Origin of the sequence: Ekhidna sp. (genome assembly GCF_963691765.1) — a bacterium.
Lineage (GTDB): Bacteria > Bacteroidota > Bacteroidia > Cytophagales > Cyclobacteriaceae > Ekhidna.
Genome location: NZ_OY829375.1, coordinates 3272864 through 3286784, shown reverse-complemented (window position 1 = coordinate 3286784; position 13921 = coordinate 3272864). Strand labels below are relative to the sequence as shown.

General features: G+C 37.0%; 14 protein-coding genes. 2 read left to right on the top strand and 12 right to left on the bottom strand.

All coding sequences use genetic code 11. From position 1 onward, the window contains the following. Positions 1-2: 2 nt before the first annotated feature. The 6 genes from ACY650_RS14860 to ACY650_RS14835 all read right to left on the bottom strand — a co-directional run bounded on the left by ACY650_RS14860 (position 3) and on the right by ACY650_RS14835 (position 7773). Positions 3-1301, bottom strand: coding sequence for a M20 metallopeptidase family protein (locus ACY650_RS14860; RefSeq protein WP_462248456.1), 1299 nt, complete (start codon positions 1299-1301; stop codon positions 3-5). A 99-nt stretch (positions 1302-1400) separates the two neighbouring features. After that, positions 1401-1985, bottom strand: coding sequence for a HupE/UreJ family protein (locus ACY650_RS14855; protein WP_462248454.1), 585 nt, complete (start codon positions 1983-1985; stop codon positions 1401-1403). 1 nt (position 1986) lies between these two features. Next, positions 1987-2505 carry a DUF6702 family protein gene (locus ACY650_RS14850; protein WP_462248452.1) on the bottom strand — a complete coding sequence of 173 codons (519 nt, stop codon included), beginning with the start codon at positions 2503-2505 and terminating at the stop codon, positions 1987-1989. A gap of 20 nt (positions 2506-2525) precedes the next feature. Beyond that, positions 2526-3797 carry a dipeptidase gene (locus ACY650_RS14845; protein WP_462248450.1) on the bottom strand — a complete coding sequence of 424 codons (1272 nt, stop codon included), beginning with the start codon at positions 3795-3797 and terminating at the stop codon, positions 2526-2528. A 52-nt stretch (positions 3798-3849) separates the two neighbouring features. Next, entirely contained in the window at positions 3850-7143 is a 3294-nt protein-coding gene (locus ACY650_RS14840; protein ID WP_462248448.1) for a WD40/YVTN/BNR-like repeat-containing protein, read from the bottom strand. A 132-nt stretch (positions 7144-7275) separates the two neighbouring features. After that, on the bottom strand, positions 7276-7773 hold the full coding sequence (locus ACY650_RS14835; protein WP_462248446.1) for a DUF3299 domain-containing protein: 498 nt from the start codon (positions 7771-7773) through the stop codon (positions 7276-7278). Positions 7774-7848: 75 nt separating this feature from the next. On the opposite strand from ACY650_RS14835, the gene mog reads away from it, so the two are divergent. After that, the gene (gene mog, locus ACY650_RS14830; protein ID WP_462248444.1) at positions 7849-8376 is read left to right on the top strand and encodes a molybdopterin adenylyltransferase; all 528 of its coding nucleotides are present in this window, start codon (positions 7849-7851) and stop codon (positions 8374-8376) included. 39 nt (positions 8377-8415) lie between these two features. On the opposite strand, the gene cysS is transcribed toward mog, so the two are convergent. The 6 genes from cysS to dcd form a co-directional block, all read right to left on the bottom strand. Continuing rightward, the gene (gene cysS, locus ACY650_RS14825; RefSeq protein ID WP_462248442.1) at positions 8416-9909 is read right to left on the bottom strand and encodes a cysteine--tRNA ligase; all 1494 of its coding nucleotides are present in this window, start codon (positions 9907-9909) and stop codon (positions 8416-8418) included. 71 nt (positions 9910-9980) lie between these two features. Further along, complete coding sequence (locus tag ACY650_RS14820; protein WP_462248440.1) at positions 9981-11204, bottom strand: GTP-binding protein; 1224 nt, start codon at positions 11202-11204, stop codon at positions 9981-9983. 48 nt (positions 11205-11252) lie between these two features. After that, positions 11253-11675: a phosphoribosyl-AMP cyclohydrolase gene (locus tag ACY650_RS14815; protein WP_462248438.1), complete on the bottom strand. Its 423-nt coding sequence runs from the start codon at positions 11673-11675 to the stop codon at positions 11253-11255. Further along, the gene (gene yidD, locus ACY650_RS14810) at positions 11659-11904 is read right to left on the bottom strand and encodes a membrane protein insertion efficiency factor YidD (RefSeq protein ID WP_462248436.1); all 246 of its coding nucleotides are present in this window, start codon (positions 11902-11904) and stop codon (positions 11659-11661) included. Before yidD ends, ACY650_RS14815 begins: the two co-directional genes overlap by 17 nt. A 190-nt stretch (positions 11905-12094) precedes the next feature. Then, positions 12095-12766: a GTP cyclohydrolase I FolE gene (folE, locus tag ACY650_RS14805; RefSeq protein WP_462248434.1), complete on the bottom strand. Its 672-nt coding sequence runs from the start codon at positions 12764-12766 to the stop codon at positions 12095-12097. A 47-nt stretch (positions 12767-12813) separates the two neighbouring features. Further along, the gene (dcd, locus tag ACY650_RS14800) at positions 12814-13332 is read right to left on the bottom strand and encodes a dCTP deaminase (protein ID WP_462248432.1); all 519 of its coding nucleotides are present in this window, start codon (positions 13330-13332) and stop codon (positions 12814-12816) included. Positions 13333-13480: 148 nt separating this feature from the next. On the opposite strand from dcd, the gene ACY650_RS14795 reads away from it, so the two are divergent. Next, positions 13481-13918, top strand: coding sequence for a DUF3299 domain-containing protein (locus tag ACY650_RS14795; RefSeq protein ID WP_462248430.1), 438 nt, complete (start codon positions 13481-13483; stop codon positions 13916-13918). Positions 13919-13921: the final 3 nt, after the last annotated feature.

Here is a 13921-nt window from a genome sequence, read left to right as displayed (position 1 = left end):
ATCTACTGTTTGAATAAATCCAACATTGTTTGACTTACTACAGCCACTCCGGTTTCCAAAGATTTCTCGGGTTCTGGGTAATAAAATGGTGAATGTAAACCAGGTAAATCTCCAGACTGAATTCTATGGTCAGGGACTGTGCCTAGCCAAAAAAGTACCGTCGGCACTTTATGCTCTGTCAATCCATAAAGCGAAAAATCTTCTGCCACCATTTGAGGCTCAGCCTCCATAACTTTATCATCATCAATGACTTTTTTTGCTGACTTTCTCATTGATTGAATCAATTCCGTATTGTTAAAATTGGATGGTGTAAACGCGGTATTAAAGATCACTTCGGGCATCTTATCCTCAGGTAACCCAGCGGCAATAGCCACACCACGCGATATTTCTTCTATTCGTTTATGTACGAGTTGTCTTACTTCCTCTGTAAATGTTCTAATAGTCAACTGAAGAGTTACTTCATCTGGAATAATATTATGCTTGGTACCTCCCTTTATAGCTCCAACTGTTACGACTACATCATCAACCGGCTTAACACTTCTACTTGCAATAGTTTGAAGATCCATCACTATCATAGATGCAACAACCACCGGATCTATAGACATATGTGGAGACGCCCCATGAGCACCAATTCCAAAAACCTTGATATCTGCAAATTCAGCTGTCGCCATGGTATAACCATCAGAAAGACCCACTGTTCCTGCTGGCAAAGTGGGACTACTGTGTAATCCTAGTCCATAGTCAGGTACACCGAATTTTTCGTAGAGTCCAGCTTCTAACATCAGTTTAGCTCCTTCTCCAATTTCTTCTGCCGGCTGACCGATAAACATCAAGGTACCCTTCCATTGATCCTTATTCTGAGACATATATCGTGCTGTGCCAACCCAGTTAGTCATGTGAATATCATGGCCACAAGAATGCATAGTTCCAACGATTCCACCATTATATGGAACCTCAACCTTACTTGCGTAAGGCAGCTCAGTTTTTTCATACATAGGAAGGGCGTCCATATCCGTTCGATAAAGAATAGTAGGCCCTTCACCATTTTTTAAAATACCTACTATGCCATATCCGCCAAAATTTTCAGTCACTTCGAAACCGACTTTTCTCAACTCATTGGCTAATTTCTTAGATGTTTCTTTTTCCTGAAGGGACAATTCTGGAGATTGATGAAGTGATTTATACAAATCTACCAAGTAGTCAACATCCTCAGTTACACCATCTAGATCAACCAACGGTGTAGCGACAAAGAAGCCAAAGGAAAAAAGAGAAATTGAGATTAAGAATACAAAACGTTTCATATTTTAAAAGTCGTTAATATCTAAAGATAAGGGATTATTGAGGAAAGCCGGCAGACCCAATTAATTGCATTCTATTGGATAAGAATTTTATAGTGGAAATTACCAAAACTTGTTGTCAAGCATAGAGATCAATGACATTCCAGCCGCAGCTCCTGAAATGAAAATATTCCATTCACGATGCTTAACACCAATAAGATTTAAAAATAAAAATGCTATGCCAACGATTACAAATACAACTAGAAGTTGACCTAATTCAATTCCAATATTGAATCCTAATAAAGGAACTAATATCGATGAATCACTCATCAGCAAAGCCTTGAAATAGTTTGAAAAATCCATCCCATGTATAAATCCAAAAAACAATGCCATGAGGTAGTTCCTACCCATTTTATTGGATTTTTCAGTCAAGCCTTTACTGACTACATTATGAATCGCAGTAAGGAATATTGTCGTGGGTATAAGAAACTTAATAATATGTGAAGGAATAGAAAAGGCATCAAAAGACACCAACGCCAAGGTGACGCTGTGACCAATAGTAAATGCAGTAACTAAAACCAGAATGTTCTTCCATTGCTGAATTTTATAAACTGCGCAAAGCGCAATGAGAAAGAGTATATGATCATATCCTGCAAAATTGGAAATATGATCAAAACCAAGTTCCAAATAAAATGGGAACGGATGCATATCAAAAGGTTAACTTATGGGTGGTTGTTTTCTTGTTGAGCATAATACTCTTCGGGTCTCCGTCAAAATGCACATATACAATGTTGCTTTGATCAAAAAAAAGATCAGTGAAAATGGCATTTTTGACTTCCAAGGAAGTTAGTTTTTGAGGTTGATCAAATTCAAAGAATACTCCAAGTGCAACATTATCTCCTTCACCACTTAGCTTTTTACTTTCAATCTTTAAATCAACTTTCTTTCCATTGGCCTTGACGTAAAAAAATTTATTTATATAGTCAAGTAATAATTTTTCAGCATTTACAGATTCCTCCGGCTGACAAAAGGCAAGTTCATTGCTATTTGGATCAAAAACCAATGCCTCATTCACATCCATCAAAAAAAGCTTTAGGTGTATAGTCAGAAGTTGTTCTTCAGAGGTATACTCTATTTCACATAAAGACAATCTTAGCGGATGCGCTACAGAAAGCGTAAAATATCCAGTAAGAAAACAAAAAAGAAATAATCTGAAAAACAACTTCACATCGATCTACGATCAAAAAACTATGATTTTAATTCTTCAGCCACTGCTTGTACTTCGCGGAAAACTCGAATCAAATTACCTCCCCAGATTTTTTGAATCTGTTCTTCGGTGTATCCCCTTCTAACTAATTCAATAGTTATATTCATTACTTCACTTGCATCAAATATTCCATCGATACCTCCTCCTCCATCAAAATCACACCCAATTCCTACGTGATTAATACCAGCAACTTTCACAATGTGATCGATATGATCTACCACATGTTTAACATTCGCCGACGGATTGGGATACATTTCATCAATTTCATTGAAAGCTTGTCTTGCAGCAGATCGCTCATCATCCGTCATTTCACTGGTTGGCTTCATATTGGCTCTTAATGCTGCCACGGCAGAGTCTCGCTTTGGATTAGCAGGAATATCTCTAAGATAGCTAGATAGCATTGTGAGCTGAACAACACCTCCATTTTCTGCCATTAATTTCAGCATTTCATCTGTCATATTTCGTTTATGGTCTGTGACAGAACGCGCATTGGAATGACTGGCAATTATAGGAGCTTTTGATAAGGCAATAGCATCATAAAAAACACTATCATCACCATGAGAAACATCTACCATTATACCTAAACGATTCATTTCTTTTACTACTTCTGCACCTAGCTCACTGATCCCTCCGTGCTCAGGACCTTCCGAATCTGTTGCTGAATCTGCAATATCATTATTTGATGAGTGCACTAATGTTATATATCGTACACCTTTATTGTAATAAAGTTCCACATTGGAAACATCTGTTCCAATAGGGTAACCATTTTCAATTCCTATATAAATAGCTCGTTTACCCTCTTTTTCAAGCTCATACGCATCATCTGGATCTAGTGCTAAGCCAACAACATCTGAGTTTCTTTCTGTTGAGGCAACTACAGAATCTATCATCTGAAGGCAAAGCGCTTTTGCTCGGCTATTACCATCATCATCTCTAATATCTTGAGCTACGAAGGTTGCAAAAAAGATTGCATCCAATCCCCCCTCTTTCATCCTTGGATAATCCACTTTAGAACCAGTTTCATTTGGATCATGACGAACAGACATATCAAAACCAGGTTCGATCATTCGTAAAGGAGTGTCTGCATGTGTATCTACTGTCAGTACTCTATCATGAATTTCAAGAGCCCTTGCAATAAGTTCTTCTTCAGATTCTTCAACTTCCTGTTCTGCAGTCGGTTTTGCTGTACATCCCATCAAAAAAATCAGAATGAAGACATAAATGAAGTTGTTCGGTATTTGTTTAAAATTCATGATTACGTTCGTTAGGTTTTCAATTATCCAATAATATTAACTCTTTTTAAATTTAGTCCTTTATCTCAATTATTCTTCCAGGTGTCCATGGAGCATTGTTCTCATCAAGTATCGCATTTATTGCTGGTAAGTCTTCTTCAACAATCTTCTTCAAACTTGCAATGACTGGATCAAGATATTCTTGGGCTATACTTTTAACTTCTTTCGAAGTTTCAGTTGGATCTGTAATGCTTGACGTCCCAGTCCAAATCGCCGTATTTACTCTATTGCTTACCGATGGAGCTTGATCTATTTCAAGTTGCCTTTTTATTGGATCTCCATAAAGCGAAATTCGTATTTCATCAAGTTGAGTTTCCATAGCATCTAGTCTTTCATTCAAAGAATTATCCTTAACTATTCTTGCTGCTGACTTATAATATTTCAATGCTTCATTCAGTTGATTAAATGTGCTTCTTGCACCTTGCTCTGCCTTAGAAAGATCCATGAGCTCTCGATGAAAAGACAACATGGCAGCCGGATCAGCTGGTGGTAAAGTCAGGTTATCTAGTGTTTTCACTTCAAATGAAACAGGCTCAACCAATTTTGTCACCTCTCCATTTATGCTCTTTGATAATTCCACCGTGTATGAACCAGGAAGTACCATTATTCCAGAAGAACCATTTTTCGTCGGATCTGAAAGTTTCGTATCAACTCGATTAATGGCTGGATATTTTAAATCCCAAAAGATGCGATTTAAACCTTTAGAAGCACTTTTTCTCAACTCGTTTACCACTTCGCCATTGGCATCTTTGATAGTGAAGATCAGATACGGTTTTTCTTCATCTTTCTCGGCTCGCAGTTGATCGTATGTCGGATAATAAACCGTCGCACCGTCTTCTCGCTTCTCTCCTTCTTCTTTTTCACGAGTGTCTTTTAACGTTGAATATTTTTCTTTCACATAGTATGTGAATGCAGCTCCAAAAGTTGGATTTTGACCTAGGTAATAGGTCTCCCCTTGAAATCCTTTTGGTCCTAACCACGAGATCGTATTACTGGCCCCAATCGGACTGTATGGGCTATACTGCAATGCCTCAGAAACAGGGAAAATGTGAGCTTCTTTATCCATTAGCTCTTTGGAAAGATCACGCAGCGCAGAATAATCATCCATGATATAAAAGCCTCGACCAAAAGTACCAAGCACTAGATCCTTTTCACGCTGCTGGATATTGATATCACGTACTGCTATGGTTGGCAAGCCACTAGACAACTTTTTCCAATATTGTCCTCCATCTACAGTTGCAAAGCAACCAAACTCTGTTCCAACAAATAGCAGATTAGCAACTTCCGGATCTTCTGCTATTGCATAAGTAGAACCTCGCTCAGGAAGATTTGAAGCAATTGAACTCCAGCTTCCCCCAAGGTTTGAGCTCTTCAACAGATATGGTTTAAAATCTCCTCTTTTATGATTGTTGAAAGCAACATAAACGGTATTTTTATCGTGAGTAGAAGCAATAATCTCGTTTACATAAGTCATATCAGGAACTCCCGGAAACTGGCTGAATTTCGTCCAGTTCTGGCCTCCATCTCTAGATATGTGGATCAGTCCATCGTCTGTACCAGCAAAAAGAAGGTTCTCATCAAGAGGAGATTCAGCTATCGAAACAATGTTGCCAAATGGAGTTGTAGATACATTTTTCGCCACGGCATCCATCGGCCAAACTTTGCCCATAACTTCCAATCTATTGCGATCAATCTGGCGAGTTAGATCTCCACTTACTTCTCTCCAACTTTGTCCTCGATCATCACTTCTATGCAACCTATCCGAAGCATAATAAAGTCTCTTATTGTCATGGCTACTGATCAATAATGGCGCATCCCAATTCCAGTTGTAAGAGTAATCTCCTTTTGGAGGTTGTGGTACAATGTTCTGATTTTGTCCGCTCGATCTATCAAATCGACCAAGATTTCCATACTGAGATTGGCTATATACAATATCTGGATTCTTTGGGTCTACATGTGGTTCAAAACCATCCCCTAATTGAGTTACAAACCAATTCCTGTTGGTAATACCTGTGGTTTCTGTAGTCTGAGAAGGACCTCCTAAAGTGAAGTTATCTTGTGTCCCACCATATACATAATAAAAAGGGTAATCAGTACTTACTCCAAGCTTATAAAATTGTGTTACTGGCAAATTTGGAAAGAATCGCCAGGTCTTACCTTTATCCCACGACTCATAAACTCCCCCGTCATTACCATTCAGTAAATAATTAGGATTCTTAGGATCAATCCACAATGCGTGATTATCTATGTGCTTATTTTTCTCACCCACATTGCTAAATTTTTTACCACCATTATCTGATACCGCCGCAAACGTATTCATTATATATACTCTATCCACGTCTACAGGATCGGCAATAACTTCTTGGTAGTAATTTCCACTTGAAGTATAATCGCTTTGGCGAACCCAAGACTCTCCCAAATCTGTGGATTTATAAAAACCTCCTTTTTTCTCTTGAGCCTCTACCACAGCATAGATTACATCTGGATTGGCAGGGGAAATATCGATTCCAATTCTTCCTAAATCACCACCTGGTAATCCTTTTTTAATCTCCCTAAAGTTTTGCCCTCCATCAGTAGACTTATAAACCGAAGATTCAGGTCCTCCACTGATATAAGTAAATACATGTCGTCTTCTTTGATGCGCTACCGCATAAACTATATTGGAATTTCTAGGATCTAGATGCACTTCATGGATACCAGTATGTTCGCTGATATCTAGTATTTTATTCCAGTTTTCACCACCGTCTGACGTTTTATATAAACCTCGATCTCCTCCAGCACTCCAAAGCGGGCCAGTCGCAGCAACATAAACCACATCAGAATTGGTAGGGTCGATAGCAATCATTCCAATGTGTTCAGAATTTTTCAAGCCCATGTTATTCCAACTTTTCCCTCCATCTACACTTTTGTAGACGCCGTCTCCATAAGCGACACTTCGTTGATTATTATTCTCGCCTGTGCCTACCCATACTACATTATGATTGTTTGGGTCCATTTCCACAACACCAATTGAATATGATCCCTGACCATCAAAAATTGGCTTAAAATTCAAACCTCTATTAGTAGTCTTCCAAACACCACCAGCGGCAGTAGCCACGTAAAATTCACTTGGATTTTCTGGATTAACTGCGAAATCGGAGATCCTTCCTGAAGTAAATGCAGGTCCAATACTTCTGAACTTTAAACCTGGGATAGAAAGCTCTTCAAAAGCGCTCTTAGGCTGATCATCAGTTGATTTCTTTTTTCGTTGTGACTCTGCAGAGAATGTCACCAATACCAAAAGGGAGATAAGAATAGGAAATTTCATTTCAAGGTTAGTTAAAGTTGAATCACAATTTATATCACACATTCAACAATAGATACCTACCGAATATAATTATGATGAGTGGCATATTGAATCTATGAGAAACACTAAATAAGCAACTTATACAACGTTCAATTACAATTCCACTACCGAGGCTTCTTCTAAAACGAAGGCTAGTTTATTGACATTTGAATTATTGAGCATGAGTTTCCCTTTAACTGTAAGTCTTTGATCCATTCTGAAATTTGAAGCTCTACCTTCAAGTTCAATCATCGCTACTGATTCTATACCAGCTCTGCCACAAAAAAAACAATTCGCATTCGGGAATCGGGAAAGAATAATTGCTGATTCCAACTTTGAATATGGTAGATAATATCCGCTTAGCGTTACTTCTTTTCCTGAAAGTTTTACAAGCTCTTCAGTGAATACAGGAAATAAATAATATGCACTAGCTTCCTCAATATATTTTCTCTCTTTTGTAACCTTTGCAAATTCCTGCCAATAATCTATTGTAGGAAGCTCTTGTGATTGCTCTGCTTCATTAAAAATCTTGACTTGATAAATAGCATAAATCAAGGTTACTATAAAAACAAAGGATGATATCCAAACAATATCTACAGCTCTCTTTTTCAATGGGACACAGATTTACAAAGTATACCTTACAATTGCAACACGGTTGCATTAATAAGTCTCAAAACATACAATAACATGAAAAAAATAAAGATTGGAATTATTACAATTTCTGACAGAGCGAGCAATGGCGTCTATGAAGATTTGTCGGGTAAGGAAATTGAAAGGCTTATGAATATATGGTTAAAATCTACCTGGGAAGCATGCTATAGGCTAATACCGGATGAGCAAAACAAGTTAGAAGAAATATTGATAGACTTAGCTGACAATGAATCCTGCTGTTTAATTGTAACTACAGGTGGAACGGGACCTGCTAAAAGGGATGTGACTCCAGAAGCCACAATTGCCGTATGTGAAAAAATGCTCCCTGGTTTTGGCGAACAAATGAGACAGATCAGCTTACAATATGTCCCTACAGCTATACTTTCAAGACAAACTGCAGGTATCAGAGGAAATACATTAATAGTCAATTTACCTGGCAAACCTAAATCCATTAAAGAGTGCCTAGAAGCTGTGTTCCCTGCAATTCCCTATTGCATAGACTTAATAGATGGCCCTTATTTAGAAATAAATAGTGCAGAAATGAAAGTATTTAGACCAAAATGAATCGAGAGAATCTACTAAGTTCTGATTTCAAGAGTCAATTCATTGAAACGAATAAGTCGATTTTTCTTTACTATCATTTATTTTGACACCTAATACATTTAGTCTATCTCGTATATAATCAGATAGTTCAAAGTCTTTTTTATCACGAGCCTCTTTTCGTACATCCAAAAGAACATCTATAATATCTGGAAGAGTATCAGATGAATCACTTGATTCAGAACTGATACCCAAAACATCACTAAGAAATTCTTTATAAGTTTTCTTCAATCCTATTAAAGCTTCAGATGAAATAATTGTTGAAGCCTGACTTATCTTATGAGCCAATGATAATAAATCGAATAAAACAGCAATGGTTTCGGCTGTATTAAAATCATCATTCATTCTCTTAAAACAACTATTGCATTTTTCAATTATTTGGTTTGATATTTCTTTATCAAATTGGTTCGAATCATCAGGTTGTAGATCATTTATAAATGTTAATCCTTTAAGCAGTTTGTTGCATGCAGTCTCTGCAGATTCAAGAGCACGATTCGAAAAATCAATGGGACTGCCATAATGAGCTTGCAGCATGAGAAAACGAACTGTCATGGGACTATGTGCTTTTTTTAGCAGCGGATGATCCCCATCAAACATTTGACTTAAAGAGATGAAATTTCCTTTGCTCTTTGCCATTTTTTGACCATCAAGAGTCATCATATTGTTGTGCATCCAATAATTTACAGGCGCACAGTCAAAAGCAGCATAACTCTGCGCTATTTCTGCTTCATGATGTGGAAATTTAAGATCCATACCTCCTCCATGTATGTCAAAAGGAACTCCTAAATATTTACTACTCATTGCTGTGCACTCTATGTGCCAGCCAGGAAACCCTTTGCCCCATGGAGATGACCATTGCATAATGTGGGAGGGTTCTGCCTTTTTCCATAACGCGAAATCAGCAGGATGCTTTTTGTCACTTTGCCCCTCTAGAGAACGACTGCCGGTCATTAATTCCTCTAAAACTCTTCCTGAAAGTTCACCATAATGATATTTTTCAACATACGCTGTAACATCCAAATAAACAGAACCTTTACATTCATAAGCTAGCCCATTACTAATGATGGATTCTATAACCTCTATTTGTTCCAAAATATGACCAGAAGCAGTTGGTTCTATCGACGGTGGCAAAACATTTAGCTTGGACATCATATCTCGATATAGATTAGTATATCGCTGAGCGACTTCCATGGGTTCAAGCTGCTCGAGTCTAGCCTTTTTAGCAATCTTGTCTTCACCTTCACCGCTTAGTTCATCTTCCAAGTGACCTACATCTGTGATGTTTCTTACATACCTTACTCGATAACCCAAATAGGTGAAGTAACGAAATACTACATCAAATGTAATTGCCGATCGAGCATGACCTAGATGAGGTTCTCCGTAAACCGTTGGTCCGCACACATACATGCCTACTCTATTTTTTGAAATAGGCTTGAATACTTCTTTGTCGCCTGTTAAAGTATTTTTAATCTGAATATTCTTATCCAATGATGACAAAATCAATTCTTTTAAAAGTAAAAAATGATGATACTAATAGATGTGGAATGTTATCTGAATTTGCTGTAGAATTAATACTCTTCAGAAAATCTGGGAATCGACCAATGATCCTTATATCCACTTACCCAGAAATTAGTCGACAATTCATCTTCTGTACTTAAGCAGTTGTCTAAATCTGAAATAATAGAAGCTTTATCCATATTCTGCCCAATGAAGACAATCTCGTTTTTTCTATCCCCAAACATAGGGTCCCAACCAGACTCGATAAATTCTCTATTTTCAACGAAGCCCTCATACATCATACGATTTTTTAAAGGCATACTACTCCACCAAACACCTGCACTATCGGCATTTTGAGAACTGCCTGCCTGTCCCCAAATCAATGCTTGCTTTGGTCGAGAAGCAAGCCAAAACAATCCTTTACTGCGTACTATCGAATTTGGAAACTGTTCATTGACATAGCTGAAAAAACGGATTGGATCGAATGGTTTTTTACTTCTATAAACAAATGAACCAATACCATATTCTTCTGTTTCTGGAGTATGTTCTTCCTTGTTTAACTCTTCAAGCCAACCAGCACTTTGCTCGGCTTCTTCAAAATCAAAAAGACCAGTATTTAGAATTTCATTTGGACTTACTTTACTGAAGGTTGATTCAATAATTTTTGCAGAAGGATTCAGTTTTTTGATAGTAGATCTAAGCACTTCAATAGTTTCTTTATCCACAAGGTCAGCTTTGTTTAATACAATAACATTTGCAAACTCAACCTGATCGGTTAAGAGATTTACAATACTGCGATGGTCACCTTCCATATCAGTTAAATCACGATCAACTAATAACTCAGGACTTCCAAAATCTTTGAAAAAATTCAATGCATCAACAACGGTTACCATTGTATCGATATAACTAAATTTTGAAAGATCGATTCCGTTTTCTTCGTCAACAAAACTGAATGTCTGTGCCACAGGTATAGGTTCGCTGATACCAGTACTTTCTATCAAAAGATAGTCAAACCTCTTTTCGTTTGCCAGTTTCTCAACCTCAATCATTAGATCCTCCCTAAGTGTACAACAAATACAACCGTTGCTCATTTCAACTAGTTTCTCTTCTGTCCGAGATAAGGTATTTTCATTTTTCACCAAATCTGCATCAACATTGACCTCACTCATATCATTGACAATAACAGCCACCTTTAGTCCTTCTTTATTGTGAAGAACATGATTTAAGAGTGTTGTTTTACCTGCGCCGAGGAAACCACTTAGAACTGTTACTGGTAATTTATTTGTAGAAAACATTTTTCGATTTTTATTTCATAAGAATAGAACTCCTCTGGATAGTGTTCATCATTTCATGCTCTGGATAAATTTGAGATTGTTATTCTTCGAATCTATTGATCTGTAAAAACATGCTTTTCGATGTTCACCATGCTGATTGAAAGTATGACATACCCCGCTACCTTGAAGTGTAACCTGATATACAAATGCATCTTGATCGCAGTCCACTAAAATATTATCTATAGTTAGGTAATCACCTGAGGTCTCTCCTTTAACCCAAAGTTTGTTTCGTGAAGTACTCCAAAAAGTTGCCAGACCTGATTTAAGGGTCTGGGCCAGTGCTTCTTCATTTATTGACGCAAGCATTAAAATTTGTCCAGAATCACTTTCTTGAACAGCTACAGGAAGTAAGCCGCCTCGCTTATCAAAATTTGGTGTGAATTGAAGCCCTTCTTCTAATTCAATTAATTCATTGTTAACTATCAATTCCATTTTTTTTCTTTTTAGGCACAGGATCATATCCGTGAGTCCCCAAAGGATGACATTTCGAAAGTCTCTTAAATCCCAGAATAATACCTTTAATAACTCCCCACTCTCGAATAGCTTCAATCATGTATTGAGAACAAGTAGGCTGATGTCGACATGAAGGTGGAAATAGTGGTGAAATTCCTACCTGATAAAAGCGAATGAGCCCATAAGCTATATATTCAAATACTTTCAAAATTTAATCGCTCTTATACTTCAATTAGTAATTCTACAATCAAAAGACGAACTCCAGTCTTAACGTAAAATTCAAAAACATTTTTTATAAATGCAACAAAGTTGCGTTTATAAAAAACAACTTAATTAATTAGGTATTCGCGGAAAATAGAACGAAATAGAAATTACATTTTAGTTAGAAGAGCGAGAACTTAAATCAGCTGATAGAATTCATTTCTAAGTGCTTCGTCTTCGAATTTGCCTCCATATTCTAATGTGGTGGTTCGACTTGTCTTGTCATTAACACCTCTTGTTGAAACACATAAATGCTCTGCTTCCACTACTACAATTATGTCTTTCGTTTCGAGTGCTTCCGATAGTTCTTTATATATCTGTAAAGTCATTCGCTCTTGCACCTGAGGTCGTTTACCATAGTATTCAACTATTCTATTGATCTTCGATAGTCCTATGACTTTCCCAGATGAAATGTATGCAATATGGGCTTTCCCTACAATTGGTAAAAAGTGGTGTTCACATGCTGACGAAAAATCAATATCCCTTTCTACCAACATCTTATCGTATTTGTATTTGTTATCAAATACAGATAAGGCAGGCTTGTTTTCAGGATTTAATCCACTAAAAAGTTCCTTTACATACATTTTAGCAACTCGATATGGAGTCCCCTTTAAGCTATCATCAGTAAGATCAAGTCCCAATTCATCCATTATGCCTTTAAATAACTTTTCGATGTTATTTATTTTCTCATGATCCGGTTTATCAAATGCATCCGCTCTCAGTGGTGTTTCTACTGAGCTCATGATGTGAGCGTCTCCATTTAGCTCATAGTCATTGCGTTCTTTTAATTGCTCGTCTAACTCCTTCATTCTTCGTGTATTAAACCAATATTTCGATTCAGGTTTCGCTTCAAGTTTTACTTAAAATCCTCGTGAAGCTTGCTTGGCTGAATTCCATTATTATTCTGATATTTTCCGCTCTTGTAAACCGTATGCTCTCCATCCAAATGATGGTAATATATCTGACAGATCTCAACATTGGGATAGATGATTAGTGGCTGAACTACAAATATTTCTAATGTCCAAAAGCCGTTAAATCCAACATCCCCAAAACCTGCAGTAACATGAACAAACATTCCCAGTCTCCCAATACTGCTTCTACCCTCCAGCATTGGAACTAGGTTGTCTGTTCGAGTACGCTCTACAGTCCGGCCAAGGTAGAGTTTACCAGGTATTAGCTCATAACCTGATTCTGGAATAGTAAGTTTAGAAACTTTATTTTCCTTCCTCATATCGAGGATAGAATCTTCGTAGATCATTAATTCATCATGCAACCTTAAATTGTAACTGTTGGGATTTAATTGATCAGAATTATAAGGATCTATTTCGATATCATTTCCAATTCGTTCTGCTATTTCCAGTCCACTTAATATCATCTATGTCTAAATTTTTATCGTCTTTTTCGTGCGCAAAGCTAACCACTTTAATATAAACGCAACTTTGTTGCTTTTAGAAATTACAAGAAGTAATATTGCTCAAACCTTTAATTGTAAAGTTGATATTCTTCACAAAGCTTAATTTAAAATGACTCGGATTTTATTTGTGATTCTGCTTAATATAAATCTTGGTGATACCCCACCAACAAAGATCACTTGGGAAACATTAGAAGATGTCAGTTTTACTGATAAGTACAGCGAGGAGGAGAAGGCCTATTACTATTATCCTGATTTTGGATCATCTGTAAAATCATTGGAAGGAAAAGAGGTATTTATAAAAGGATTTATGCTCCCAATAGAACCCGAAGAAGGAATTTTCATTCTATCACGCAATCCTTTCGCATCATGCTTTTTTTGCGGCAATGGAGGACCTGAATCAATTATTGAATTAAAATTAAAAGCAGGGTATCCTAAATTTAAAATGGATCAAGTAGTTACCATAAGAGGTAAATTAAAATTAAACTCAGAAGATATTTACCAATGTAATTACATATTAGAAGGGGCTGAGATTTACCGTTTTAATTGATTT